Annotated in this window: 21 protein-coding genes, 2 pseudogenes and 1 riboswitch; of the genes and pseudogenes, 12 read left to right on the top strand and 11 right to left on the bottom strand. The window is 71.3% G+C overall.

What is annotated here, in order from left to right; all coding sequences use genetic code 11:
• The first annotated feature begins 17 nt into the window (after positions 1-17).
• Positions 18-1,874 (top strand): APC family permease, encoded by a 1,857-nt coding sequence (locus OG520_RS34620; RefSeq protein WP_406015724.1) that lies wholly within the window; start codon positions 18-20, stop codon positions 1,872-1,874.
• Between the two features lie 40 nt (positions 1,875-1,914).
• On the opposite strand, the gene OG520_RS34615 is transcribed toward OG520_RS34620, so the two are convergent.
• The 5 genes from OG520_RS34615 to OG520_RS34595 are packed head-to-tail and all read right to left on the bottom strand — an operon-like array spanning position 1,915 to position 9,187.
• Positions 1,915-4,095, bottom strand: a complete 2,181-nt coding sequence (locus OG520_RS34615; protein ID WP_406015723.1) for an MGH1-like glycoside hydrolase domain-containing protein — start codon at positions 4,093-4,095, stop codon at positions 1,915-1,917.
• 20 nt (positions 4,096-4,115) lie between these two features.
• The gene (locus OG520_RS34610) at positions 4,116-6,149 is read right to left on the bottom strand and encodes a beta-galactosidase (RefSeq protein ID WP_406015722.1); all 2,034 of its coding nucleotides are present in this window, start codon (positions 6,147-6,149) and stop codon (positions 4,116-4,118) included.
• Positions 6,146-7,003 carry a carbohydrate ABC transporter permease gene (locus OG520_RS34605; protein ID WP_406015721.1) on the bottom strand — a complete coding sequence of 286 codons (858 nt, stop codon included), beginning with the start codon at positions 7,001-7,003 and terminating at the stop codon, positions 6,146-6,148. Before OG520_RS34605 ends, OG520_RS34610 begins: the two co-directional genes overlap by 4 nt.
• The gene (locus OG520_RS34600; RefSeq protein WP_399334172.1) at positions 7,000-7,926 is read right to left on the bottom strand and encodes a carbohydrate ABC transporter permease; all 927 of its coding nucleotides are present in this window, start codon (positions 7,924-7,926) and stop codon (positions 7,000-7,002) included. Before OG520_RS34600 ends, OG520_RS34605 begins: the two co-directional genes overlap by 4 nt.
• Positions 7,927-7,930: 4 nt before the next feature.
• Entirely contained in the window at positions 7,931-9,187 is a 1,257-nt protein-coding gene (locus OG520_RS34595) for an ABC transporter substrate-binding protein (RefSeq protein WP_406015720.1), read from the bottom strand.
• 224 nt (positions 9,188-9,411) lie between these two features.
• Between OG520_RS34595 and gcvPA the strand changes: the two genes are divergently transcribed.
• From gcvPA to OG520_RS34555, 8 genes are all read left to right on the top strand, one after another.
• Entirely contained in the window at positions 9,412-10,803 is a 1,392-nt protein-coding gene (gene gcvPA, locus OG520_RS34590) for an aminomethyl-transferring glycine dehydrogenase subunit GcvPA (protein WP_406015719.1), read from the top strand.
• Positions 10,800-12,398, top strand: a complete 1,599-nt coding sequence (gcvPB, locus tag OG520_RS34585) for an aminomethyl-transferring glycine dehydrogenase subunit GcvPB (protein WP_406015718.1) — start codon at positions 10,800-10,802, stop codon at positions 12,396-12,398. Before gcvPA ends, gcvPB begins: the two co-directional genes overlap by 4 nt.
• The gene (locus tag OG520_RS34580) at positions 12,395-13,561 is read left to right on the top strand and encodes an ATP-NAD kinase family protein (RefSeq protein WP_406015717.1); all 1,167 of its coding nucleotides are present in this window, start codon (positions 12,395-12,397) and stop codon (positions 13,559-13,561) included. Before gcvPB ends, OG520_RS34580 begins: the two co-directional genes overlap by 4 nt.
• 44 nt (positions 13,562-13,605) lie before the next feature.
• The gene (locus OG520_RS34575) at positions 13,606-14,352 is read left to right on the top strand and encodes an SDR family NAD(P)-dependent oxidoreductase (RefSeq protein WP_406015716.1); all 747 of its coding nucleotides are present in this window, start codon (positions 13,606-13,608) and stop codon (positions 14,350-14,352) included.
• 49 nt (positions 14,353-14,401) lie between these two features.
• Positions 14,402-15,043 (top strand): GntR family transcriptional regulator, encoded by a 642-nt coding sequence (locus OG520_RS34570; RefSeq protein WP_399334160.1) that lies wholly within the window; start codon positions 14,402-14,404, stop codon positions 15,041-15,043.
• A 104-nt stretch (positions 15,044-15,147) separates the two neighbouring features.
• On the top strand, positions 15,148-16,365 hold the full coding sequence (locus tag OG520_RS34565) for a DUF4032 domain-containing protein (protein ID WP_385330744.1): 1,218 nt from the start codon (positions 15,148-15,150) through the stop codon (positions 16,363-16,365).
• A 69-nt stretch (positions 16,366-16,434) separates the two neighbouring features.
• On the top strand, positions 16,435-17,175 hold the full coding sequence (locus OG520_RS34560; RefSeq protein WP_406016630.1) for a lysophospholipid acyltransferase family protein: 741 nt from the start codon (positions 16,435-16,437) through the stop codon (positions 17,173-17,175).
• Between the two features lie 43 nt (positions 17,176-17,218).
• Positions 17,219-18,268 carry an NAD-dependent epimerase/dehydratase family protein gene (locus OG520_RS34555; protein WP_406015715.1) on the top strand — a complete coding sequence of 350 codons (1,050 nt, stop codon included), beginning with the start codon at positions 17,219-17,221 and terminating at the stop codon, positions 18,266-18,268.
• A gap of 39 nt (positions 18,269-18,307) precedes the next feature.
• On the opposite strand, the pseudogene OG520_RS34550 reads toward OG520_RS34555, so the two are convergent.
• The 5 genes and pseudogenes from OG520_RS34550 to OG520_RS34530 all read right to left on the bottom strand — a co-directional run.
• A pseudogene (locus OG520_RS34550) lies at positions 18,308-18,948 on the bottom strand (amidohydrolase family protein); the annotation flags it as partial.
• Positions 18,941-19,252 carry an urease subunit beta gene (locus tag OG520_RS34545; protein ID WP_406015714.1) on the bottom strand — a complete coding sequence of 104 codons (312 nt, stop codon included), beginning with the start codon at positions 19,250-19,252 and terminating at the stop codon, positions 18,941-18,943. The pseudogene OG520_RS34550 and the gene OG520_RS34545, both read right to left, overlap by 8 nt.
• A gap of 15 nt (positions 19,253-19,267) precedes the next feature.
• On the bottom strand, positions 19,268-19,570 hold the full coding sequence (locus OG520_RS34540; RefSeq protein ID WP_406015713.1) for an urease subunit gamma: 303 nt from the start codon (positions 19,568-19,570) through the stop codon (positions 19,268-19,270).
• A 139-nt stretch (positions 19,571-19,709) separates the two neighbouring features.
• Positions 19,710-19,899, bottom strand: a pseudogene (locus tag OG520_RS34535) (TetR/AcrR family transcriptional regulator); the annotation flags it as partial.
• Between the two features lie 254 nt (positions 19,900-20,153).
• Positions 20,154-20,438 carry a type II toxin-antitoxin system Phd/YefM family antitoxin gene (locus tag OG520_RS34530; protein WP_406015712.1) on the bottom strand — a complete coding sequence of 95 codons (285 nt, stop codon included), beginning with the start codon at positions 20,436-20,438 and terminating at the stop codon, positions 20,154-20,156.
• A gap of 91 nt (positions 20,439-20,529) precedes the next feature.
• On the opposite strand from OG520_RS34530, the gene OG520_RS34525 reads away from it, so the two are divergent.
• The 3 genes from OG520_RS34525 to OG520_RS34515 all read left to right on the top strand — a co-directional run bounded on the left by OG520_RS34525 (position 20,530) and on the right by OG520_RS34515 (position 22,530).
• The gene (locus tag OG520_RS34525) at positions 20,530-21,165 is read left to right on the top strand and encodes an ATP-dependent Clp protease proteolytic subunit (RefSeq protein WP_406016629.1); all 636 of its coding nucleotides are present in this window, start codon (positions 20,530-20,532) and stop codon (positions 21,163-21,165) included.
• 7 nt (positions 21,166-21,172) lie between these two features.
• Positions 21,173-21,481: a hypothetical protein gene (locus OG520_RS34520; protein ID WP_406015711.1), complete on the top strand. Its 309-nt coding sequence runs from the start codon at positions 21,173-21,175 to the stop codon at positions 21,479-21,481.
• Between the two features lie 388 nt (positions 21,482-21,869).
• Positions 21,870-22,053, top strand: a riboswitch (cyclic di-AMP (ydaO/yuaA leader).
• 3 nt (positions 22,054-22,056) lie between these two features.
• Entirely contained in the window at positions 22,057-22,530 is a 474-nt protein-coding gene (locus OG520_RS34515) for a C40 family peptidase (RefSeq protein ID WP_385330730.1), read from the top strand.
• A gap of 88 nt (positions 22,531-22,618) precedes the next feature.
• Here the strand turns inward: OG520_RS34515 and OG520_RS34510 are convergent, their stop codons facing one another.
• Positions 22,619-23,251, bottom strand: a complete 633-nt coding sequence (locus tag OG520_RS34510) for a LysE family translocator (protein ID WP_406015710.1) — start codon at positions 23,249-23,251, stop codon at positions 22,619-22,621.
• Positions 23,252-23,257: the final 6 nt, after the last annotated feature.

Genomic DNA, 23,257 nt, shown 5'->3' with positions numbered 1-23,257 from the left:
GAAGGACCGCGCCTCACATGTCCGTTCTGACCCCAGCCCCCGGTACGGCGCCGAGCGCCCAGGAACCCCCCGATGCCGGGGCACGCCACAAACTCACCTCGCTCACCGGCCTCGCCGCGCTCTCGCTCGACGCGATGGCCTCGGTGGCGTACGGACCCGAGGCGATCGTCCTGGTCCTGGCGGCGGCCGGCGGCCACGGACTCGGTTTCACACTCCCCGTCACACTGGCGATCGCGGTCCTCCTGGCCGTCCTCGTGGCCTCGTACCGCCAGGTCATCGCCGCCTTCCCGGACGGCGGGGGCAGCTACGCGGTCGCCCGGACGCATCTCGGCCGCCGCACCGGCCTGGTCGCCGCCGCCTCACTGGTCCTGGACTACGTCCTCAATGTCGCGGTCGCCGTCACCGCCGGAGTGGCCGCGCTGACCTCGGCCTTCCCCGGTCTCCACGACGACCGCGTATGGCTCTGCCTCGCCGTGCTGGCCCTGATCACCGGTGTGAATCTGCGCGGGATCGCCGACTCGGCGCGTGCGTTCGTCGTGCCGACCGCGGTGTTCAGCGGCTCGGTCCTCGCGGTGATCGTGGTCGGTCTCTTCCGCTCGGCCCCGGTGAGCGCCGAGGCCGCGGCCGGTCATGCCTCCGCGCTCTCCGACCAGGCCACCGCGGTCGGTGCGCTGCTCCTGCTCAAGGCCATCGCCTCGGGCTGCTCGGCGCTCACCGGTGTCGAGGCCATCGCCAACGCCGTGCCGTCGTTCCGCGCCCCGGGCGTCCACCGGGCCCAGCGCGCGGAGGTCGCGCTCGGTGTGCTGCTCGGTGTCATGCTGATCGGTCTGTCCGTGCTCATCTCCCGTTTCGGCTTGCAGCCGGTCCAGGGCGTCACGGTGCTGGCCCAGCTCACCGAGGCGTCGTTCGGCCACCATCTCGCCTTCTATGTCGTGCAGTTCGCCACGATGGTGCTGCTGGCGCTCTCCGCCAACACGTCCTTCGGCGGGCTTCCGGTGCTGCTCGGACTGCTGGCCCGGGACAACTTCCTGCCGCATGTGTTCGGTCTGAAGGCCGACCGGCAGGTGCACCGCCACGGGGTCCTCGCCCTCTCGGCCGTCTCCGCCGCGCTGCTGGTGCTCTCCGGCGGCGACACCAACACCCTCGTCCCGCTCTTCGCGATCGGTGTGTTCGTCGGCTTCATCCTCGCCCAGACCGGGATGGTCGTCCACTGGCGCGGCGTCCGCAGGCCGAAGTGGGCGGGCAAGGCGCTGCTCAACGGCCTGGGCGCGCTGCTGACCGGGGTCGGTGCGGTCGTCGTCACGGCCACCAAGTTCCGTGACGGCGCCTGGCTGATCGTGGTCGCCCTGCCCTTGCTGGTCGCCTGCTTCGAGTGCGTGAACCGGGCGTACGGCAGGATCGGGGAGCGACTGGGCGTCGGCCGCATCCCGGATCCCCCGCACCGCACCCGCTCACTGGTCGTGGTTCCGGTCTCCTCCCTCACCCGGCTCACCAGCGAAGCCCTGACCGCCGCGGTGTCGCTGGGCGACGAGGTCCGGGCCGTCACGGTGTGCCACCCCGATACCGAGGACCTGTCACGGACCGAATCCCTGGCACGGGACTGGGAGTTGTGGAACCCGGGCGTCCCACTGGTCCGGCTGGACTCGGACCGCCGCACGGTCGGCCGGCCGGTCGCCGCGTACGTACGCGCACTGACGGCGGCGGATCCGGGGGTCCGGATCACCGTCCTCGTCCCCGAGGCCGAACCGGCCCACGTGTGGCAGCGGCTGCTGCAGAACCAGCGGGGCGCGGTCGTCGCCCACGCCGTACGCCACGAGACGGAGGCGGTGGTCTGCCGGCTGCGGTTCCGGTTGCTGGATACCCGGCCCTCCTGATGTCACGGCGGCGCCCACGCGCCGCGGCTTCCCCCGTCTCCTACTCGTCCCCTGTCAGCATCGGCAGCAGCAGCGCCGCGGACCAGCTGAAGTTGGGCGAGTTGAGCGGTGCCCCGGTGGTCGGGTCGTAGTTCTCCATGATCGGTCCGTTGCCCGCGAGGCCCGACGCATGGGTCAGGAGCCGGTCCGTCAACGCGTCCGCGTCCTTGCCGTAGCCGTAGCGGCGCAGGCCGCCGAGGGCGAAGTATGCCTGGTCGAACCAGACCGGGCCGCGCCAGTACGCGGTCGGCGAGAAGTAGGGGGAACTCTTCGCCACGGTCGGGAAGGGCACGGTCGTGGCGAACTCCGCCGGGTCCGTCAGCTTGTCGCGCACGGCGCGGGCCTGTGCGGCGGATGCCGTGCCGGTCCACAGCGGGACGGCGCCCTCGATGCCGCGACCTCGGGCCGTGAGCGGTGCGCCGGTGCCGAGCGCGGTGTCGTGGAACCAGCCGTCCGCGGAGTCGTACATCGTCGTGCGGACGGCGGTGGAGGTGGCGGTGGAGCGCTGCTTCCAGTGCCTGGCGTCGGCGCCTCGGCCGAGCGCACCGGCGATGCGCGCCAAGTAGGCCTGATCGGCGGCCAGATAGGAGTTGAGGTCGACGGACTCCTGGTCGATGGAGTAGCCGAGGAGCGTTCCGTCGGCGGCCCTGTTGGCGACGATGCCGGTGCCGAGGGTGGCGTCGAAGCGGGGCGCGTTGTCCATGCCGCTCTCCCAAGCCGCGGCGAGGCGTCGTTCCTCGGTGGAGTCGTTGGCCGGGTCGACGGTGGCGCCGTACTCGGCGAGACCGTTGTGGTCGTGGTCCCGGTTGCGGTACCACCACGCCTGGTAGGCGGCGAGCTTCGGGTACATCTCGCGCAGGAAGGCCCTGTCCCCGGACTTCGCGTAGACCTCCCAGACGGCCCAGGCCGCCAGTGGGGGCTTGGAGTTGCGTTCGTTCCAGTTGCCGCCGCCGCGTGCGGGGTCGTTGTAGAAGATGACGTCGGGGATCATCCCGGCGTCCTGGGGGCGGGTCGTCGAGTCGGACCGGATCTGCCAGTCGAACATGGCGCGGATCTGCGACTCGGCCAGCTCGGGCGCGAAGCGTGCGGTGCCGACGGCCTGCTTCCACGTGTCCCAGGCCCAGATGCCGCCGGTGAACCACTTGTAGGAGATCGACGGTGTGATCCCGTCGTGCTTGATCCGCCCGGCCGCGCTGCGCCAGTTGGTGACGAGGGTCTCCAGGGACTTCACGGCCGTGCGCCGCCGGTCGGCGGGAACGCCCCGGGTCACCCCGGCGACGTAACCCCGCCAGCGCGCGTCGGACGCGGACACGACCGCTGCGGGGCGGGCCAGCACGTCGCGGACCTTCGCCTGCTCCTTCGTGCGCTCGGCGGCGGTGAAGGTGTAGGACTCGGTCCAGTCGAAGCTGTGCGCGCGGCCCGGCGCGAGGGGCACCGGTTCCACGGCCTCGGTGCGGTAGGTGTCGCCGTCCACCGCCGTGCGGACGCGGTCCTTGTGGGTGACCTCGAAGCGTTCCGTGCCGTCGGTGAGGTAGTCCCAGGTCTCGCGGACCTTCGCGAAGCCCACGCCGACGCCGGAACCGGTGGCGGTCAGCGACGGTGCGTCGCGCATCGGTACGTCGGTCGGCCGCAGCAGGCTGCCCGTCCAGTCGGCGCCCAGGGTGCGGGGGGCCGGGCCGGTGTTGCGGACCTCGGCCCTGACCAGGGCGGTGCGGTCGGTGGCGAAGCGGAGTTCGAGGGTGAGGCGCAGGCCCCGGCCGAGGTCGTAGGACTGGAGGAGCCGGCCCGGGAGCGAGGTGGAACGGGGCGCGCCGCCGCCCGCCAGGTCCAGGGTGCGGCCGTGTTCGGTGAGGCGGATGCGGCTGAAGGACTTGCTGAGCCACCAGGGGTACTCCTGGGCGATGTAGAGGGGCCCGGAGAAGCCGCCGTAGGCGTCCTCGTCGCCGGCCTTCGGCAGGGCGTACGCGTGCCAGGCCCCCCGGTCGGCGAAGACGTTGACGGGGTTGTTGTCCTCGTCGTCGCCCGGCTGGGCGGCGGCAGGGGTGCCGTGCAGGTCGAGGACGTCGGCATAGGAGGGCGGGGGCTCCGGGTGTCCGTGGGCGGTGGCCGTCTGCGGTACGGCGAGGGCGCCGCCGGCCAGGAGCAGTGCGGTCAGGACGCTCAGGGGACGGCGTGCGGTCATGGGCCGGTCTCTCCAACGGGTCATTTCCCGGTCTCTCCCAGGGAGTCGGTGTCGATGCGCAGGACGGCGGCGCCGAGCGGGCCGAGGCCGAGGTGGTCGCGGACGGCGGCTCCGGTGAGCAGGTCGGTGCCACCGGCGGCGTAGCGGCCGGTCAGTGGCGTCCGCGTGACGTGGTCGTTGTGGTTGAGGACGAAGAGGTACGTGCCCCGGGCGCCGGAGCGCACGGTCGCCTCGACGCCCTCGGGGACGTCGAGCACGGGGCGTACGCCCGCCGCCCGCAGCGCCTCGTCGAGCACGGCCGCGATGCCGTCGCCGAGGTGGGCGCTGATGTACCACGCGGTGCCGGTGCCGTGGCGGTGGCGGGTGACGGCGGGGCGGCCGGTCAGCTCGCCGGCCGCGTACGAGTCGACGACCTCCGTGTCCGGGCCCCCGGGCTCGATCCACTCGCTCCACAGAGTGGCCTCGGCGCCGGAGGCGAGGGGCACCGCCGCACCGTCGGGGATCGGCCAGAACTCGTCGACGGACACGCCGAGTACGTCCCTCAGCGGTCCGGGTGCGCCGCCGTCGTGAATGTGGTCGTGGCCGTCGACAACGCCGGAGAAGGGGCCGCACACGAGGTGGCCGCCACCGTGTACGTAGGCCGCGACGCGTGCGGCGTTCTCGGGCCGCAGCAGGTGGAGGTTGGGGGCGAGGACGGCGCGGTAGCCGTCGAGGCCGGCATGCGGGGGCACGAAGTCGACGGTGACGGCACGGGCGTGGAGCGCCGCGTACCAGGGGCGCAGGAGCTCGCGCCAGCGCATCCGGGCGGAGGGGTGGTCCTCGGCTTCCAGCGCCCACCAGGAGTCCCAGTCGAGGACGATCGCCACGTCCGCCGGGGTGGTGGCGCCGGTGACCTCGCCGAGCCGGGCGAGTTCGGCGCCGAAGCGAACCGTCTCGCGCCAGCCCCGGGACGCGGTGCCGCGGTGCGGGAGCAGCGCGCTGTGGTACTTCTCCGCGCCGGCGCGGGAGGCGCGCCACTGGAAGTACATGATGCCGTCGGCGCCGCGGGCCAGCGCCTGGAGTGACCAGAGGCGTTGCAGGCCGGGCTTCTTGGGGACGTTGACCGGCCGCCAGCTGACGGCGGACGGCGCCTGTTCGAGGAGCAGCCAGGGCCGGCCGCCCTTGAGGGAACGCATCAGGTCGTAGTTCAGGGAGGCGTTGACGTGGGCGCGGGGGTCGGCGGGGTCCGGGTAGGCGTCGTCGGAGACCAGGTCCTCGTGCTCGGCCCACTTCCAGTAGTCGAGTGCCTTGAACATCGACATGAAGTTGGTGGTGGCCGGGATGCCGGGGCTGAGTTCCCTGAGTGCCTCGCGCTCGGCGCGGTGACATTCGAGCAGTGCGTCGGAGCAGAAGCGCCGCCAGTCCAGGAGCTGCGTCGGGTTGACGGGTCCCGGAGCGGTGCGCGGCGGTTCGATCTCTTCGTACGTGCCGTAGCGCTGGGACCAGAAGGCCGTGCCCCAGGCGTGGTTGAGGCCGTCGACGGTGCCGTAGCGGTCGGTGAGCCAGGTGCGGAAGTGGTCGGCGGATCGGGCGCAGAAGCACTCGGTGACATGGTCGCCGTACTCGTTGTGGATGTGCCACAGGGCGAGGGCCGGATGGTGTGCGTAGCGTTCGGCGAGGGTGCGGGTGAGCCGGAGCGCGGCGGCGCGGTACTCGGGCGAGGACGGGCAGTAGTGCTGGCGCGAGCCGAATTCCAGGCGTACGCCGTCGGCCGTGACCGGCAGGATCTCCGGGTGGGCGCGCACCAGCCAGGCCGGCGGTGACGCGGTCGCCGTGGCGAGGTCGACGGCGATGCCGTGGGCGTGCAGCAGATCGAGGAGCCGGTCGAACCAGGCGAAGTCCCAGGTGTCCGGGCCGGGTTGGAGCCGGGCCCAGGAGAAGACGCCGACGGTCACCATCGTGACACCGGCCTCGCGCATCAGCCCGGCGTCCTCGGCCCAGACCTCCTCGGGCCACTGCTCGGGGTTGTAGTCACCGCCGTAGAGGACGCCGGGGACCCGGGTCAGGCGGCTCATCCCTTCACCGCCCCGCCGAGGAGTCCGGCGACGAACTGCCGCTGGAAGAGCAGGAAGAGGAGCATCAGCGGAAGCGTGGCGAGGAGCGAGCCGAGCATCAGGCCCGAGTAGTCGACATGGGAGAGCCCCGTGAGGGTGTTGAGCGCGACGGGCACGGTGTATTTGTCCTCGGAGTTCAGCATGAGCAGCGGCCAGATGAAGCTGTTCCACTGCGCCATGAACGTGAAGATGACCAGGGCGCCGAGCTGTGGGCGCACACACGGCAGCACGACCTGGTAGAAGGTGCGCAGCTCACCGGAGCCGTCGATCCGGGCCGATTCGAGGAGCTCGTCGGGGAAGCCGACGAAGCTCTGCCGCATCAGGAGGATGCCGAAGGAGTTCGCCAGGAACGGCAGGATCACCGCCTGGTAGGAGTCGATCCAGCCGACGCTCGCCATCATCTGGAACAGCGGTACGAGCAGCACCTGGAACGGGATCATCATCGTGGCGAGCACGGCGCCGAGCAGCAGGCCCCGGCCGCGGAAGCGGTACTTGGCGAGTCCGTAGCCGCACATGGCGGAGATCAGCGAGCTGAGCGCGGTGTGGACGACGGCGATACCGACACTGTTGAGGAGGACCTGTCCGAAGCCGATGGTGTCCTGGAGCCGGACGAGGTTGTCGAGGAGCCGGCCGCCGGGCAGGAACGGCGGCGGGGAGTGGAACAGCTCCGACGTGGAGTGCGTCGCGGCAATCGCCATCCAGAGGAACGGAACCAGGCTGACGACGGCGCCGCCCGCGAGGAACAGGCGGACGAGGTAGCGGCCGGCGCGCCGGGCCGGGTGGACGCGTACGGGGGCCTGCTGGAGGGCGGTCACCGGCGGCGCTCCCTTCCGAAGGCGACGTACTGGAGGGCGGAGACCGCGGCGATGATGGCCACGACGACCCAGGCGATGGCGGCGGCGTAGCCGAAGTCGAGTTGCTGGAAGCCGACCTTGTAGAGGTAGACGACCGGGGTGAGGGTGGCGTCGTCGGGGCCGCCGCGGGTGAGGACGTAGTTCTCGTCGAAGAGCTGGAGCGTGCCGATGGTGGAGGTGATCACGCAGAACAGGACGACCGGGCGCAGCTGCGGCAGGATCACACGCGTGTACGTGGACAGGGTGCCGGAGCCGTCGATCGCCGCGGCCTCGTACTGCTCCTTGCCGATGGACTGGAGTCCGGCGAGCAGGATGACGGCGTTGTAGCCGGTCCAGCGCCAGGTCAGGGAGGCGATCAGGGAGACGCGGGCCCAGGTGGGGCTGTTGAGCCAGTCGACCTGGCCGATGCCGACGGCGCCGAGTATCTGGTTGACGAGACCGCCGTCGGTCTTGAGGAGGACCTGGAAGACGACGGCGTAGGCGACGAGCGTGGTGACGGCGGGCAGGAAGTAGACCGCTCGCCAGGTGCCGCGGAAGCGCAGCCAGGACTGGTTGAGCAGGACCGCGAGGACGAGTGCCAGGCCGATCATGACGGGGACCTGCACGACGAGGATGATCCCGGTGTTGAACAGGGACTCCAGGAACGCGGGGTCGTCGATCATGCGCCGGTACTGGTCGAGTCCGACCCAGTGGGTGGTTCCGGCGTCCTCGGTGGTGAAGCTCTGCAGGAGGCTCGCGCCCAGCGGATAGGCGAAGAAGAGCGCGAAGAGTGCGGCCGCGGGTCCGGCGAATATCCAGGCGGTGGGGCGCCGCCGCCTGCGGCGTGCCGGGGCCGGGGCACGGGCGGGGGCTATGGGCCGGTCGTAGGTGGTGGGGACTGCCATCGGGCTACTTCACCCTCTCTCGGCCGGTGGCCGCGGCGAGCTGCCGCGCGGCCGAGTCCAGGGCGGCGCGCGGGTCCTTGCCGCGCAGCATCACGCCGGTGACGGCGGAGACCATGATGTCGGTGGCCTTCGCGTCGTCCTTGTTGTACTCGACCGGCGGTATGTTGCGGGCGAGCCGGGCGAACACGTCGAGGGCCGCCTGCCCGCCGAAGTACTCCTGCTTCGTGCTCAGGTACGGGTCGTCGAGCGCGGGCAGATAGGCGGGGAAGAGGCCCTCGCGCTTGAGCATGGAGACCTGGTTGGCCTTGCCGGTGAGCAGGAATTCGATGAACGCCCACGCGAGGCGGGGGTTCTTGCTCTGCGCGGGGACGCAGAGCGTGGAGCCGCCCATGTTGGACGTACGGATGCCGTCGGTGGTGAAGCCGGGCAGCGGCACCACCCCGAACCTGCCCTTCAGCTCCGGCATCTCGTCGGTGAGCGTGCCCGTCCACCAGGCGGCGGTGGGTGTGGTGGTGGCCTTGCCCTCCTTGGTGCCGGTGACGAGTCCGTCCCAGCCCTTCTCGTAGTCGACGAGACCCTCGTCCTGCAAGGCCTTCATCAGGGTGAGGGCCCGCACGGCCTCCGGGGTGTCGACCGCGACCCGGCCGCCCTTGAAGTAGTACTGGCCCTGCTGCTGGAGCAGCATCGGCAGGATCCCGGCGTCCGTGGAGTCCATGATGAGCAGCTTGCGGCCGGTGGCCTTCTTGATGCGGACGCCCGCCGTCACGTAGTCGTCCCACGTCACCAGCGACGCGGGGTCCACTCCCGCGGCACGGAAGTGGTCCCTCCGGTAGTAGAGCGCGCAGGGGCCGATGTCCCAGGGCAGGGCGAAGACCGCGCTGTCCTTGCCGGTGACGGTGCGCCACGCGGCGCGGTCGAAGTCGCCCCCGTAGCGGCCGCCGAGGCTCGTCAGGTCGTAGAAACCGCTGGGAAAATTGCCGGTGAAGCGCGGCATGTGACTGCCCGAGACCGTGAGGACGTCGGCAAGACCCGAGCCGCCGCGCAGACCCACAATGATCTTGTCGTAGGCGTTGTCGTAGCCGATGTCGACGACGTCGACGGTGGTGCCGGGGTGGCGTTCCTCGAAGGCGCGGGCGAGGCGCTTCATGGCCTTGGCGGCCACGTCCCACGACCAGACGGTGACCTTTCCGGTGACCTTTCCCCCTCCGTCGTCCTTCCTGCCGCCGATGTCGCGGGCCTCGCCGCCGCCCGCGCCGCCCATGGCACATCCACTGACCAGGGACGATGCCGCGGTCGCGAAGCCTGTTGCCAGAACAGCCCGTCGGGTGGGTCCTGTTGACACTCTTGCCTCCTGGAGCCTGAATGCCTAATGCTGTATTCAGAACACTGAATGACGGAGCCTGCCGTCAAGAGGTGTACACCCAAAGACTTTTGCTGCTGTGGTCCACGACCGACCCACTGGTCGGCTCACGCGAAAGGCGCGGCATGACGTCACCCCAGGACTCCGTCCACCCCTACGCCCATCCCTACATCCCGAACGCCGTTCCGGCCGTGCGGCAGGCGATGCTGGAGGAGATCGGCGCCACGGGCGTCGAGGACTTCTACGCCGACATCCCGGACGGCATCCGGCTGCACCGCCCCCTGGATCTGCCGGCCCCGCTGCGTTCGGAGGCCGAACTCACCCGCCACATGGAGGAGTTGCTCGGCCGCAACACCTCGACGCGGCAGGCGCTCAGCTTCCTCGGCTCCGGCTGCTACCAGCACCACGTACCGGCGGTCGTGGACGAGGTGGTCAACCGCAGCGAGTTCCTCACGGCCTACGCGGGCGAGCCCTACGAGGACCACGGCCGCTTCCAGGCGCTGTGGGAGTACCAGTCGATGATGGCCGAGCTGCTCGACGTCGAGATCGTCAACGTCCCGGTGTACGACGGCTTCCAGGCCTCGGGAACCGCCCTGCGCATGGCCGGCCGGATCACCGGCCGCCGCCGTGTGCTCGTCGCCACCGCGATCGACGCCGACAAGCTCTCCCGCATACGTGACTACGTACGCCCCGACCACGAGGTGACGGTCGTCCCGGTCGATCCGGAGACCGGCTGCGCCGACCTCGAAGCGTTGCGTGAGGCGCTCGCCGCCGGCGACACCGCGGCGGTGTACGCGGACACGCCCTCCGCGCTCGGCATCGTCGACGAGGCGCTCCCCCGCCTCGCCGAACTCGCCCATGACGCTGGGGCGTTGTACGTCGTGGGCTGCAATCCGCTCACGCTCGGCGTGCTCGCGCCGCCCTCCGCGTACGGCGCCGACATCGCGTGCGGCGACATCCAGCCGCTCGGCCTGCACCAGAGCTTCGGCGGCGGCAACGCGGGCTTCATCGCCACCCGCGACGAGGAGCGGCTGGTCGCCGAGTACCCGTCACGCCTGTTCGGCCTCGTGCCGACGACCGTCGAGGGCGAGTACGGCTTCGGCGACGTCGCCTACGAACGGACCTCGTTCGCGCTGCGCGAGGAGGGCAAGGAGTGGGTCGGCACGGCCGCCGCGCTGCACGGCATCGGGGCCGGGGTGTATCTCGCGCTGATGGGGCCGCAGGGCATGCGGGAGATCGGCGACACGATCCTCGCGCTCACCGCGTACGCCCGCGAACGCCTGGCCGAGGTGCCCGGCATCGAGGTCCCGTACGGCGACGCCCTCCACTTCGCCGACTTCACGGTCCGCTACACGGGCGGCAGGACCGCCGCCGAGATCCGCACCGGCCTGAAGGAGCGGGGCATCTTCGGCGGCGTACCGACCGGCGAGCACGAGGCCGCGTACTGCGTCACCGAAGTCCACACCAAGGCCGACATCGACCGGCTCGCCGCGACCCTCGAGGAGATCGTCAAGTGACCGCCCACGCGCCCGTGTCCGTCTCCCCCGAGGAAGCGCGCATCGCCGCCAAGCCGCGCCTGCGCCGGTTCCGGCAGGCCTCCTGGGACGAGCAGCTGATCTTCGAGCTCGGTTCCCCGGGCGAGCGCGGCGTCCTCGTGCCGGCCGCGGACCCGTCCATCGAGCAGGTGGCGATACCCGCAGCCCTGCGCCGCGCCGAACCGCCCGCCCTGCCGGAGATGTCCCAACAGCAGGTTCTGCGCCACTACTTGCGTCTCTCGCAGGAGAACCTGGGAGCCGATCTCAACATCGACGTCGGCCAGGGCACCTGCACCATGAAGTACAGCCCCAAGGTCAACGACCAGTTCGTCCGCGATCCGCGGATCGCGGCGCTGCACCCCCTCCAGGACGAGGACACGGTCCAGGGCGTCCTGGGGATCATCCACAGCCTGGAGCAGCTCCTGAAGGAGATCTCCGGCATGGACCGGGTCTCGCTCCAGCCGGGCGCGGGCTCCGCCGCGATCTACACCAACGTGGCGATGATCCGCGCCTACTTCGCCGCGCGAGGCGAAGGGGAGCAGCGCGACGAGGTCATCACGACGATCTTCTCCCACCCGTCCAACGCGGCCTGCGCGAAGACGGCGGGCTTCAAGGTCATCACCCTCCACCCGGACGCGGACGGCTACCCGGACATCGAGGCACTCAGGGCGGCGGCCGGCCCTCGCACGGCGGCGCTCCTCATCACCAACCCCGAGGACACGGGCATCTACAACCCGCGCATCGAGGAGTTCGTACGGATCGTGCACGAGGCGGGCGGCCTGTGCTCGTACGACCAGGCCAACGCGAACGGCATCCTCGGCATCACACGCGCCCGGGACGCGGGCTTCGACCTGTGCCACTTCAATCTCCACAAGACGTTCTCGACTCCCCACGCGTGCGGCGGACCGGCGGCGGGCGCCTGCGCGGTCACCGAGGAGCTCGCCCCGTATCTGCCGCGCCCCACCGTCGAGCTGGACCCGGAGACCGGCGCCTACCGGCTGGACGACGACCGGCCCGAGTCGGTCGGCAAGATGCGGCCGTTCTACGGCGTCGTGCCGAACCTCGTCCGCGCCTACGCGTGGATCATGTCGCTCGGCGCCGAGGGCCTGCGGGCCGCCGCCGAGACGGCCGTCCTCAACAACAACTACCTCCTCCACAAGGTCCGGCAGATCCCGGGCGTCTCCGTCCCGTACGCCGCGGGGCGCCCACGCGTCGAGCAGGTCCGCTACAGCTGGGAGAAGCTCCACGAGGACACCGGCCTGCACTCCGAGGACATCGGCCTGCGCGCCGCGGACTTCGGTACGCACTACTGGACCAGCCACCACCCCTACGTGGTGCCGGAACCCATGACGCTGGAGCCGACCGAGTCCTACACGCGCGCCGACCTCGACGAGTACGCGGCGATCCTCGCGGAGATCGCCCGCGAGGCGTACGAGGACCCGGAGACCGTACGCACGGCGCCGCACCGTTCGACCATCCACCGGGTACGCCCTCAGGCCCTGGACGACCCCGCGACATGGGCGGTCTCCTGGCGCGCCTACCGCCGCAAGGTGCTGGGCGAGACGGGCCGCCGGTGACGAGGATCGGCCTGGTGGTCAACCCGGTCGCCGGGCTCGGCGGCCGGGTGGGCCTGGGGGGCACCGACGGCCCGGACCGGACCCGCGCGGCACTCTCGCTGGGCGCACGCCCCCTGGCGGGGGCGCGTGCCGCCGCGGCCCTGGGCGAACTGGCGGCGCGTGCGGGCAAGCCGACCCGGGCCGGGTGCCCCGCGCCGGGTTCCGGGCTCCTCGTCGTCACCGCCGCCGGTCCCCTGGGCGCCGACTCCGTCGCCGCCGCGGGGCTTGCGGGGCAGGTCGTGTACGCCGCCGGGGCCGGGCGGGACACCTCGGCCGCGGACACGGCCGCCGCGGTGCGGGCCGTCGTCGCCGAGTGCGTCGACCTCCTGCTCTTCGCCGGCGGCGACGGCACCGCGCGGGACGTGCTCGGCGCCCTCGGCGACGTACCCTGCCCGGTCCTCGGCGTACCGACCGGCGTGAAGATGCACTCGGCCGTCTTCGCCATCAGCCCGCGCGCCGCGGGCGAGGTCGCGGCGGCGTGGCTCGCCCGCACCGGAAACGTCCGGCTGCGGGACGCCGAGGTGATGGACCGCGACGAGGACGCCCTGGGCGAGGGGCGCGTCACCTCCCGGCTCTTCGGGTGGCTGCCCGTCCCCGACGTACCGGTCCGGGTGCAGCAGCGCAAGACCGGCAGCACCGCCACCGCACCGGATGCCGTCGGCGGGATCGCGGCCGAGGTCGCCGAGCGCGTCGGGGCCGGACTGCTCGCCCTCGGCCCCGGCAGCACCACCCGGGCGGTGGCGGCCTCGCTCGGCGCGGACGTCTCGCTCACCGGAGTCGACGTGCTCGCCCTGCGGCCGGGCCACCCGCCCCGGACCGTGGCACGCGAGGCCGGCGAGGACGCCCTCCTCGCGCTCGGCCCTGCCTGGATCGCCCTCTCCCCCATCGGCGGTCAGGGCTTCCTCCTGGGCCGCGGCAACCAGCAGATCTCGCCGCGCGTCCTGCGCGCGGCGGGCGGCCGCGAGCACCTGCTCGTGCTGTGCACCGAAGCGAAACTGGCCGCGCTCGGCGGCCGCCCCCTTCTCCTCGACACCGGCGACGACGCGCTCGACGCGGAGCTGTCCGGCCATCTTCCCGTCATCACCGGCAGGCGGCGCACCTCGCTGTACCGCCTGGCCATGTGACCCCGTACGCCCGACATCCCGACCCAGGACAGAAGGAGCCCAGGATGATCTCCCTCGACGGCAAGCGCGCGATCGTGACCGGCGGCGGAGCCGGCATCGGCCGCGCCACCGCCCAGGTACTCGCCGAGCTCGGCGCCCGCGTGGTGATCGCCGACATCGACACGGAGGGCGGCGAACGCACCGCGAAGGACACCGGCGGGACCTTCGTGCGCTGCGACGTGTCACGGCGCGAGGACTGCGAGGCCGTCGTGCACACGGCGCAGGAGCGGTTCGGCGGCGTGGACGTCCTGTTCAACAACGCCGGCATCATCCGCCGCTCCACGGTCTGCGAGATCACCGAGGACGACTGGGACCTGGTGATGGCCGTGAACATCCGCTCGGTGATGCTGATGAGCCGCCTCGTGATCCCCGGGATGGCTGCCCGGGGCGGCGGCTCCATCGTCAACACCGGCTCCGGGTGGGGCATCCGCGGCGGTGGCCGGGCCGTCTCGTACTGCGCCTCGAAGGGCGCCGTCGTCAACATGACCCGCGCCATGGCCATCGACCACGGCCCCGACAACATCCGCGTCAACTGCGTCTGCCCCGGTGACACGGCGACCGGAATGCTCGCCGAGGAGGCCCGCCAGCTCGGCGAGAGCTCCGACGCCTTCTACGCCGACGCCGCCGACCGGCCGCTCGGCCGGATCGGGCAGCCCCGCGACATCGCCCAGACCGTGGCGTTCCTCGCCTCCGACGCCTCGGCGTTCCTGAGCGGAGCGGTCATACCGGTCGACGGCGCCGGTACCGCGTGACTTTCCGGTAGCGGATAATCGACCGGACCGAAGGGGAGGGCAGCTTCACATGCCAATCGAAAACCGCCCGCTGCGCGAACAGGTCAAGGAGGAACTGATCAAGCGCCTCGGGCGCGGCACGATCGCGACCAACTCGCCGATCAACGAGGGGCAGCTCGCCACCGAACTCGGCGTCAGCCGTACTCCGCTGCGCGAGGCACTGATCACGCTGGAGCGCGAGGGTGTCATCACCAGCGAGCGGGGCAAGGGCTTCCGCTTCACCCCGCTCAGCGCCCAGGAGTTCCGCGACCTGTCCGCGATCGTCGCGACGCTGGAGGCGCTCGCCCTGGAGTCCAGCGATCCCGAGCACCTGGCGGCGACGGCCCCCCGCCTCCTGGAGGAGGCGCGCGCGTTCTCGGCCCCGCAGGCGCCGCACGACGTCATAGAGCGTTACGACGACGCGTGGCACGACCTGCTCCTGTCCGGCTGCACCAACGACCGCCTGATGAAGCTGATCACCTCCCTGAAGGTGACGATGCACCGCTACGAGCGGGTGGCCCTGGGCGACCAGGACATCCTGGAGCGATCCGCAAAGGAGCACGAGCGGATCGCCGAGTGCCTGCAACGCGGCGACCTGGAAGCGGCCGTCACGGCGCTCAAGGAGAACTGGAACAGCGGGATGCACCGGATCCTGGAGCATCTGACGGACTGACGCCGCGCGGTGGCGGTGCGGATCGGGCCGGGGCCTTGACCCGCACCGCCTCTTCGGGGTCCGATCACGGTCGACCCGCCGCACGACCCAGGGACTGTGACCGCATGACTCTGCAGATCAGCGCCACCAACCCCGAACACCCGGCCCTCCTGCTCGAACTGCCCTGGCACATACCTCTGGAGCAGTGGCCCGACGAGTACCTCGTGCCGCTCCCCCGCGGCATCTCCCGGCACGTCGTGCGCTACGCGCGAGCGGGCGAGGAGACCGTGGCCGTGAAGGAGCTCGCCGAGCGGCCCGCGCTGCGCGAGTACGAACTCCTGCGTACGCTGGACCGTCTCGGGATACCGGCCGTCGATCCGCTCGCCGTGGTCACCGGACGGACCGAGGCCGACGGATCGCCGCTCGAACCCGTCCTGATCACCCGCCATCTGGGCGGTTCGCTGCCCTACCGGTCGATGTTCGAGACGACCATGCGCCCCGGCACGGTGCACCGCCTCATGGACGCCCTCGCCGTCCTCCTCGTCAGGCTGCATCTGACGGGGTTCGCCTGGGGGGACTGCTCGCTGTCCAACACCCTGTTCCGGCGGGACGCGGGCGCGTACGCCGCCTACCTCGTGGACGCCGAGACCGGGGAGCTGCACCCCCGGCTGAGCGACGGGCAGCGCTCGTACGACATCGAGCTCGCGCGGGTCAACATCAGCGGCGAGATGCTCGACCTGGAGGCGGCCGGCGCGCTGCACCCGTCCATCGACCCGATCGCGTTCGGTCTGGAGATCGAGGAGCGCTACGGGGCGCTGTGGACGGAGCTGACGCGCACCTCCGTCTACCCGGCGGGCAAGCACCACTACATGGAGCGCCGCATCCGCCGTCTCAACGACCTGGGCTTCGACGTCGCCGAGATGCAGATATCGCACTCGGACCACGGGAACACGGTCACGTTCGTGCCCAAGGTCGTGGACGCCGGCCATCACCAGCGCCAACTACTGCGCCTCACCGGGATGGACGCCGAGGAGAACCAGGCGCGACGGCTCCTCAACGACCTGGAGAGCTGGATGGCCACCCAGGACGACTACGCCCCCGGCGACCGGCACGGCGCCCGCACCGAGGTACTGGCCCACCGCTGGGTCCGCGAGATCTTCCGCCCCACCGTGCGCGCGGCGCGCGACCACGTGCCCGCCCGGATGGACGCGGCCGAGCTCTACCACGAACTCCTCGAACACCGCTGGTACCTGTCCGAGCGGGCCCAGCACGACATCGGACTCGACGCGGCGGTCGAGGACTACGTCAGGAAGGCGGTCACACCGGACGACGGCTGCGCATAGGCTGCCCTCCCGGAGAGGTGCGCCGACAGGCCGGACATGATCCAGACAACGGACCCCAGGAGCCGCCCCGTGCTCTACCAGGTGCTCAAGTACGTCATCATCGGGCCGCTTCTACGGTTGTTCTTCCGCCCCAGGATCGAGGGCCTGGAGCACATCCCGGAGGACGGCGCGGCCATCGTCGCCGGCAACCATCTGTCGTTCTCCGACCATTTCCTGATGCCCGCGATCCTCAAACGGCGCATCACGTTTCTCGCCAAGGCCGAGTACTTCACCGGGCCGGGAGTGAAGGGGCGGCTGACCGCCGCCTTCTTCCGCGGCATCGGGCAGATCCCGGTGGACCGCTCCGGCAAGGAGGCGGGGCAGGCGGCGATCCGGGAAGGGCTCGGTGTGCTGAGCAAGGGCGAACTGCTGGGCATCTACCCGGAGGGCACCCGTTCGCACGACGGCCGGCTCTACAAGGGCAAGGTGGGCGTGGCCGTCATGGCGATCAAGGCGCAGGTTCCCGTGGTGCCGTGCGCGATGGTGGGTACGTTCGAGATCCAGCCGCCGGGGCAGGTCGTCCCGCGCATCAGGCGCGTCACCATCCGCTTCGGCGAGCCGCTGGACTTCTCGCGCTATGCCGGTATGGAGAACCAGAAGGCCGCGATCCGGGCGGTCACCGACGAGATCATGTACGCGATCCTGGGGCTCTCGGGTCAGGAGTACGTCGACGAGTACGCGGTCAAGGCGAAGGCCGCGCAGGCCGGGCAGGACGGGCCGTCGAAGAAGTTCCCGAAACTGCGACGCCGACGGCGGATACGCGCTCGGTGAACGTCGCCCGCACGGGTGGCCGCCCGGCCCTAGCGTGGCCCTCATGGGCAAGGGAAACGCATGGGTTCTGGGTGCGACGGGACAGATCGGGCGAGCGGCCGTCCAGTCGCTCGTCGAGGACGGCTGGGAGGTGACGGCCGCCTCGCGCGGCGGCGGCCGGGACGCGCGGTGGGACGAGGCGGTGCGCACGACGGCCCTGGACCGGGACGCCGACGGGGCGCTCGCGGCGGCGCTGGGCGACGGCTGCGACGTACTGGTCGACATGGTGGCGTACGACGCGGATCACGCCGGTCAGCTGACCGGTCTCGCGGACCGGATCGGTTCGGCGGTGGTGATCTCCAGCGGCGCGGTGTACGAGGACGACCGGGGCCGCAGCTTCGACACGCAGGGCGAACCCGACGGTTCGCCGCACTACCCGCTGCCGATCCCGGAGTCGCAGCGCACCCTGCCGCCCGGCGACACGACGTACGGGACGCGGAAGATGCAGCTGGAGCGGAATCTGCTGGCGGCCGGGGAGGCGCTGCCGGTGACACTGCTGCGGGCCGGGGCGATCCACGGCAGGTACTGCCGCTCGCCGCGTGAGCTGTATTTCGTGAAGCGGCTCCTGGACGGCCGCGACCGGCGGGTGCTCGCGTTCGGCGGGGAGTCCCGCTTCCACCCGGTCCATGTCTCCAACCTGGCCGAGCTGATCCGGCTGGCCGCCCTGCGGCCCGGTTCGCGGGTGCTCAACGCCGGGGATCCGCAGGCGCCGACGGTCGCGGAGATCGGCGGGGCCGTCGATGCGGCGCTCGGTCGCACGACGGAGACCGTGCTGATGGCGGGCGCGCCCGGGGAGGACGGCGTCGGTGGCACGCCATGGAGCAGCGCCCACCCCATCGTGTACGACATGACGGCCGCCGAGCGAGAGCTGGGGTACCGGCCGGTCACGGACTACGCGCGGTCGCTTCCCGGGACGGTCGAGTGGATCGCGGCGCAGCTGGAGGGCAAGGACTGGACAGAGGCCTTCCCCGCCATGCTCCGGGCGTACGGGCAGAAGCTCTTCGACTACGCGGCGGAGGACGCCTGGCTGGAGGCGTACGACCGGAAGGCATGAGACACGGCCCAGCGGTGTTCACCCCGCCGGGGCATCGAGGGAGTGCATGGCCTCGCGCGACATGGTGTTGCCCTTGCCGAGCAGGCCGATGTTGACGGGGTACGCGTCCAGCGCCCCGAACATCCGGGCAAGGTGCCAGGGCCGGGGGTGATGGTGGTGGCCCTGGTGCCTTCGGCCGGTCCGGTGCCGCCGCCGACCAGGGTGGTGATCCCGGAGGAGAGCGCCTGGTCGATCAGGGTCGGCGGGATGAAGTGGACATGGGCGTCGATGGCCCCGGCGGTGAGGAACCTGCCGTTGCCCGCGATGATTTCGGTCTCGGGGCCGATGATCAGGTCGGGGTGGGCGCCGTCCATGATGTCCGGGTTGCCGGCCTTTCCGATCCCGGTGATCCGGCCGTCCCGGATGCCGATGTCCGCCTTGGCGACGCCCCAGTGGTCGATGATCACGGCGCCGGTGATGACGGTGTCCGGGGCGCCTTCGGCTCGGGTGGTACGGGCCTGTCCCATGGATTCGCGGATGACCTTGTCACCCCCGAACACCGCCTCGTCACCGGCGAGTCCGGGGCCGCCCGAGCGGTCCTCCTCGATCTCGACGAGCAGATCCGTGTCGGCGAGCCGGATGCGGTCGCCGGTCGTGGGGCCGAACAGGTCGGCGTACAGGGCGCGGTCGGGTTCAGCCATCGGGGGCGCCTCCGGTCTCGCCGCGCAGGCCGGGGACGACGCGCCGCCCGGCGAGCGGGACGAGTTCGATGCCGACCGGAATACCGGGCTCGAAACGCTCGGCGGTTCCGGCGGCGATGTTCAGCCGCAGGCCGCGGGCGGCCGAACGGTCGAAGTCCGGGCCGGGGTCGGCCTCGGCGAAGTGATAGTGCGAACCGACCCGGACGGGCCGGTCGGCGGCGTTGAGCACGGTGAGCCGGGTGACCGGGCGGCCCTCGTTGAACGGCACCGGCCCGTCCGCGTACAGGATCTCTCCGGGAATCATCGGTGGCACCTCCCCTCAGACGATCGGCTCGTGGACGGTGACGAGCTTGGTGCCGTCCGGGAAGGTGGCTTCGACCTGGACGTCGTGGATCATCTCGGGCACTCCGTCCATGACGTCGTCGCGGGTGAGCGCCTTGCGACCCGACGCCATCAGTTCGGAGACCGTACGGCCGTCGCGGGCACCCTCCAGCAGATGGACGGTGATCAGCGCGACCGCCTCGGGGTGGTTGAGCCGCAACCCGCGCGCCCGGCGCTGCCGGGCCACGTCGGCGGCAACATGGACGAGCAGGCGTTCCTGCTCGTGCGGGGTCAGTCGCATGCGTCCACCTCACAGTCCGGTGCCCAGGACCGGCCCTGGGCACGGCGAGGCAACAGCCGTGTTCAACGAGGTCGTTGAACAGCGGGCCGCCGAATCCGGGCGAGGTGGTGCACGTTGGAGCCGAAGTTTTTCCCGCGCGTCAACTGCTCTCCGGCAGATGCATGGACACCAGGCCGCGCAGGCCGCTCTCCAGCACCTTCGGCTCGGCGTCGCCGAAGAGCGCCATCTGCGCGAAGAACCCCCTGCGCGGCCGCCGTCATCGTCCGCGCCACATGGTCGGCGGGTACGTCCGCCCGCATGACCCCCGCCTCGCGGTAGCCCTCGACCACGTGCCCCGAATCGCCGCATGGTGGCGGTCGTCCTGCTGATCCGCTCGGTGGTGGTCCTCGCCCTCCGGGCCTTCGCCCGGCCCGCGGCCCGGATCGCCCCACACGACCTGCCCGTCGGGGTCACCGGTTCCACACCCACCGCCGACCGGGAGCCGGCACCGGCGGGCCGGCCCCGGCCCGGACATGCCGGGTACCCCCGTCGCAGCGGACGGGGGTCCCCGGCTTTCCCGTGTCATGGGCCGACGGCGCGGCCCTCAGCTGCCCGGCTCGTGGTGTCCCCTGTGTTCCGCCGCGATACCGAAGCGCCGCCGTTCGCCGGGAGCGGACACCGCGGAGCCGATCGAGGAGACCGAGCTGATCACCTGCTCCTCGGCAGCCGCCTCGCCCTTCTCCAGTCGCTCCAGGTCAGCGGCCGAGACGAGCGCCACCAGCGGCTTGCCGTGCCGCGTCACGACGACGCGCTCACCGCCGTAGACGACACGGTTGATCAATTCGGCGAGCTCAGCTCGGGCTTGCGTCACCGGAATCTCGTAGGCCATGCTCCCCATCATAACCTTCTGTACGTCCTGTACATTTTCTACGGAAGTTGTCCAGGCCCTGTACAGACCCCGGAGGAGAGGCATCGCCATGCTGTTCCGTCCCACCGCCCGTCATGTCCTGCCCGAGTTCACCGAGCGCACGACCGACGGGACCCGCACCCTCGACCCGTACTCCAAGCTGCTCGCCGAACGGATCGTCTTCCTCGGCACCCCGGTCGACGACACGGCGGCCTCCGATCTGATCGCGCAGTTCATGTACCTGGAGCACGCCGCCCCGGACCGGCCCATCCAGCTCTACATCAACTCCCCCGGCGGCTCGTTCGGAGCCATGTCCGCGATCTACGACACGATGCAGTACCTCACCTGCGAGGTGGAGACCTACTGCCTCGGCCAGGCCGGTTCCTGCGCCTCCGCACTGCTCGCAGCGGGCGCTCCCGGCCGGCGGCACGCACTGCCCGGCGCGAGGGTCGTCGTGCGGCAGCCCGAGCTCACCGAACCGGTGCAGGGCCAGCCGTCCGATCTGGAGATCCAGGCACAGGAGCTGGAACGGGTCCGCACGATGCTCACCACCCTGTTGGCCCGTCACACCGGCCGCGACGCCGGGCAGATCGCCGACGACATCGAGCGCGACCTCATTCTCGACGCGGCGGGCGCCCAGGCGTACGGGCTGGTGGACCATGTCCTGACGAACCGGAACACCACCCTCCCGCCGCACGGCGCGAGGTGAACACCCGATGCAGCCGCCGGAGTTCCCGCCGCTCCCCGCACTGACGCGCGCCGAGGGGGAGTTCATCGACCGCTACCTCGAAGTCCTCGACCAGGTGGGCCGGATCAACCCGGCCCGCGGCAGCGACACCTACGGCGCACTGCGTGCCGCGCAGGCGCTGGCCTCGCACGCGGGCGCACTGCGGGACGCCCTCGCGTTGATGCACGAGCGCGGCGAGGCGCAGATCCACGCCGCCACGCTCGCCCGAGCGCTGCGTGTACTGGACGGGGAACGGCGGGCCGGACGCATCACCGTACCCCCCGCTCCGGCGAGTTGATCGACCTCCGCCGTCCGCGCCGGCGGCGGGGTTCGACCAACTCCCTCTGCTCCGGGGTCCGGCCGTGCTCACCCAACTCCCGTACCCGACACGCCCGGCGGGCCGATCGAATTTTCTCGCTCGTTCGGCGTAGGAAGTCCCCCTCGCGAGGGACTCCTCAACTTGCGTTTTCCGCGTGGACAGTGGACGGAATCCGCCCTTCCGCCCCTGGTACGGCACCGGCCCGCATCACCGGCAGAGCCTCATGGATCACCCGGTCCACCCGTACGGATCAGTCGTGAGGAGCCTCACATATCCCTGTTTCAGCTCGGAAATCCGGCAGCCGGTGAGTCAAGATCCCTGGGACGACAAGCCCCCGCCACCGCGGCGGGGCGGTCCGGGCGGACGCCGAGTCCTGCCGCCGTCCGGATGTCTGGTCGACAGAAGTGGATCGGCAGGAGTGGAGGACCCGAGCACAACGGGTCGACCTGAACACCGGTCGACCCTCGGGGTGAAGCCGCCGAACGCGGCCGGGCAACTTCGCCAGCCCGAACCCGACAGGTCATCCTTCACAGGCGGCTGACGAAGGGTTGCGCATGACTGCGCAGGTTCATGTCCCGTCTCTGCTCGTCCGGGCCGGTACGGCCTCGGTTCTGACTCTCGCCGCCGTCGGCGGCACCATGTTCGCCCCGGGCGCCGCGACGGACGCCCAGGCGGCGACCCTGTCGATGAAGGCGCTCAACATCGCGGCATCGAAGAAGGGCTCGCCGTACAGGTGGGGGGCCACCGGCCCCAACCGCTTCGACTGCTCGGGGCTGACGCTCTATTCGTTCAAGAAGGCGGGCAAGAAGCTCCCCCGCACCGCCCAGCAGCAGTACAACCGGACCCGCCATGTCTCGGCCTCCCACAGGCAACGTGGCGACCTGGTCTTCTTCCATTTCGGCCGCAGCGTCTACCACGTGGGGATCTACGCCGGAAACGGAAAGATCTGGCACTCGCCGAGGACCGGCGCGGTGGTCCGGCTGGAGAAGATCTGGACCAAGAGCGTCTATTACGGACGGGTCCGCTGAGGCGGCTCCTGTCCGGCGGATCAGGGCCGCATCCCCGGCCTGCTCCGCCGGACAGGACCCGGCGCCGGGCCGCCGGCCGCTCCCGCGCTCAGTGCAGCAGCGGGCCGGTCACCAGCACCAGACCCAACGCGGTGAGCACCGCACCGCTGCCGCCCTCGATGGTGCGCGCGGTACGCGGCCGGCGCAGCCACCGGCCCAGCCGGTCCACGAGGAGCGCCACGGCGGGGAACCAGACCAGCGCCAGCACCACGACGACCGTCGCGAGCAGCAGGGTCCTGGGCAGCGGCGGCTGCCCGTCGGGGACGAACTGCGGCAGCAGGCTCAGGAAGAGCACCGGCGCCTTGGGATTGAGCGCGTTGGTCAGAAAGCCCTGACGCAGCGCGCGCACGCGTCCCTGATCCGCGTGCCGGTCCCCGGGCCCGTCCGCTTCCGCGGTGCGGCGCCGCACCGCGCGCAGGGCGCTGATGCCGAGGTACAGGACGTAGGCCCCGCCGAGCAACTGCACGGTGCGGAAGAGCGCCGGCACCGCCACCAGCACGGCGGCGAGCCCGGCGACGGCCAGGGCGGTGTGCACCAGCAGTCCCCCGGCCACACCCAGCGCGCTCGCCACGCCCGCGGTCCGGGAGGCGAGCGCGTTGCGTACGACGACGGTGAAGTCCGCGCCCGGCAGGGCGACCATTCCCGCGGCGACCCCGGTGAAGGCGATCAGTTGTGCGTCCATGGGTCC

This window comes from Streptomyces sp. NBC_00984, assembly GCF_045162475.1.
GTDB lineage: Bacteria > Actinomycetota > Actinomycetes > Streptomycetales > Streptomycetaceae > Streptomyces.
The sequence above is the reverse complement of the archived record's forward strand: the minus strand, read 5'-3'. Positions and strand labels throughout refer to the sequence as shown.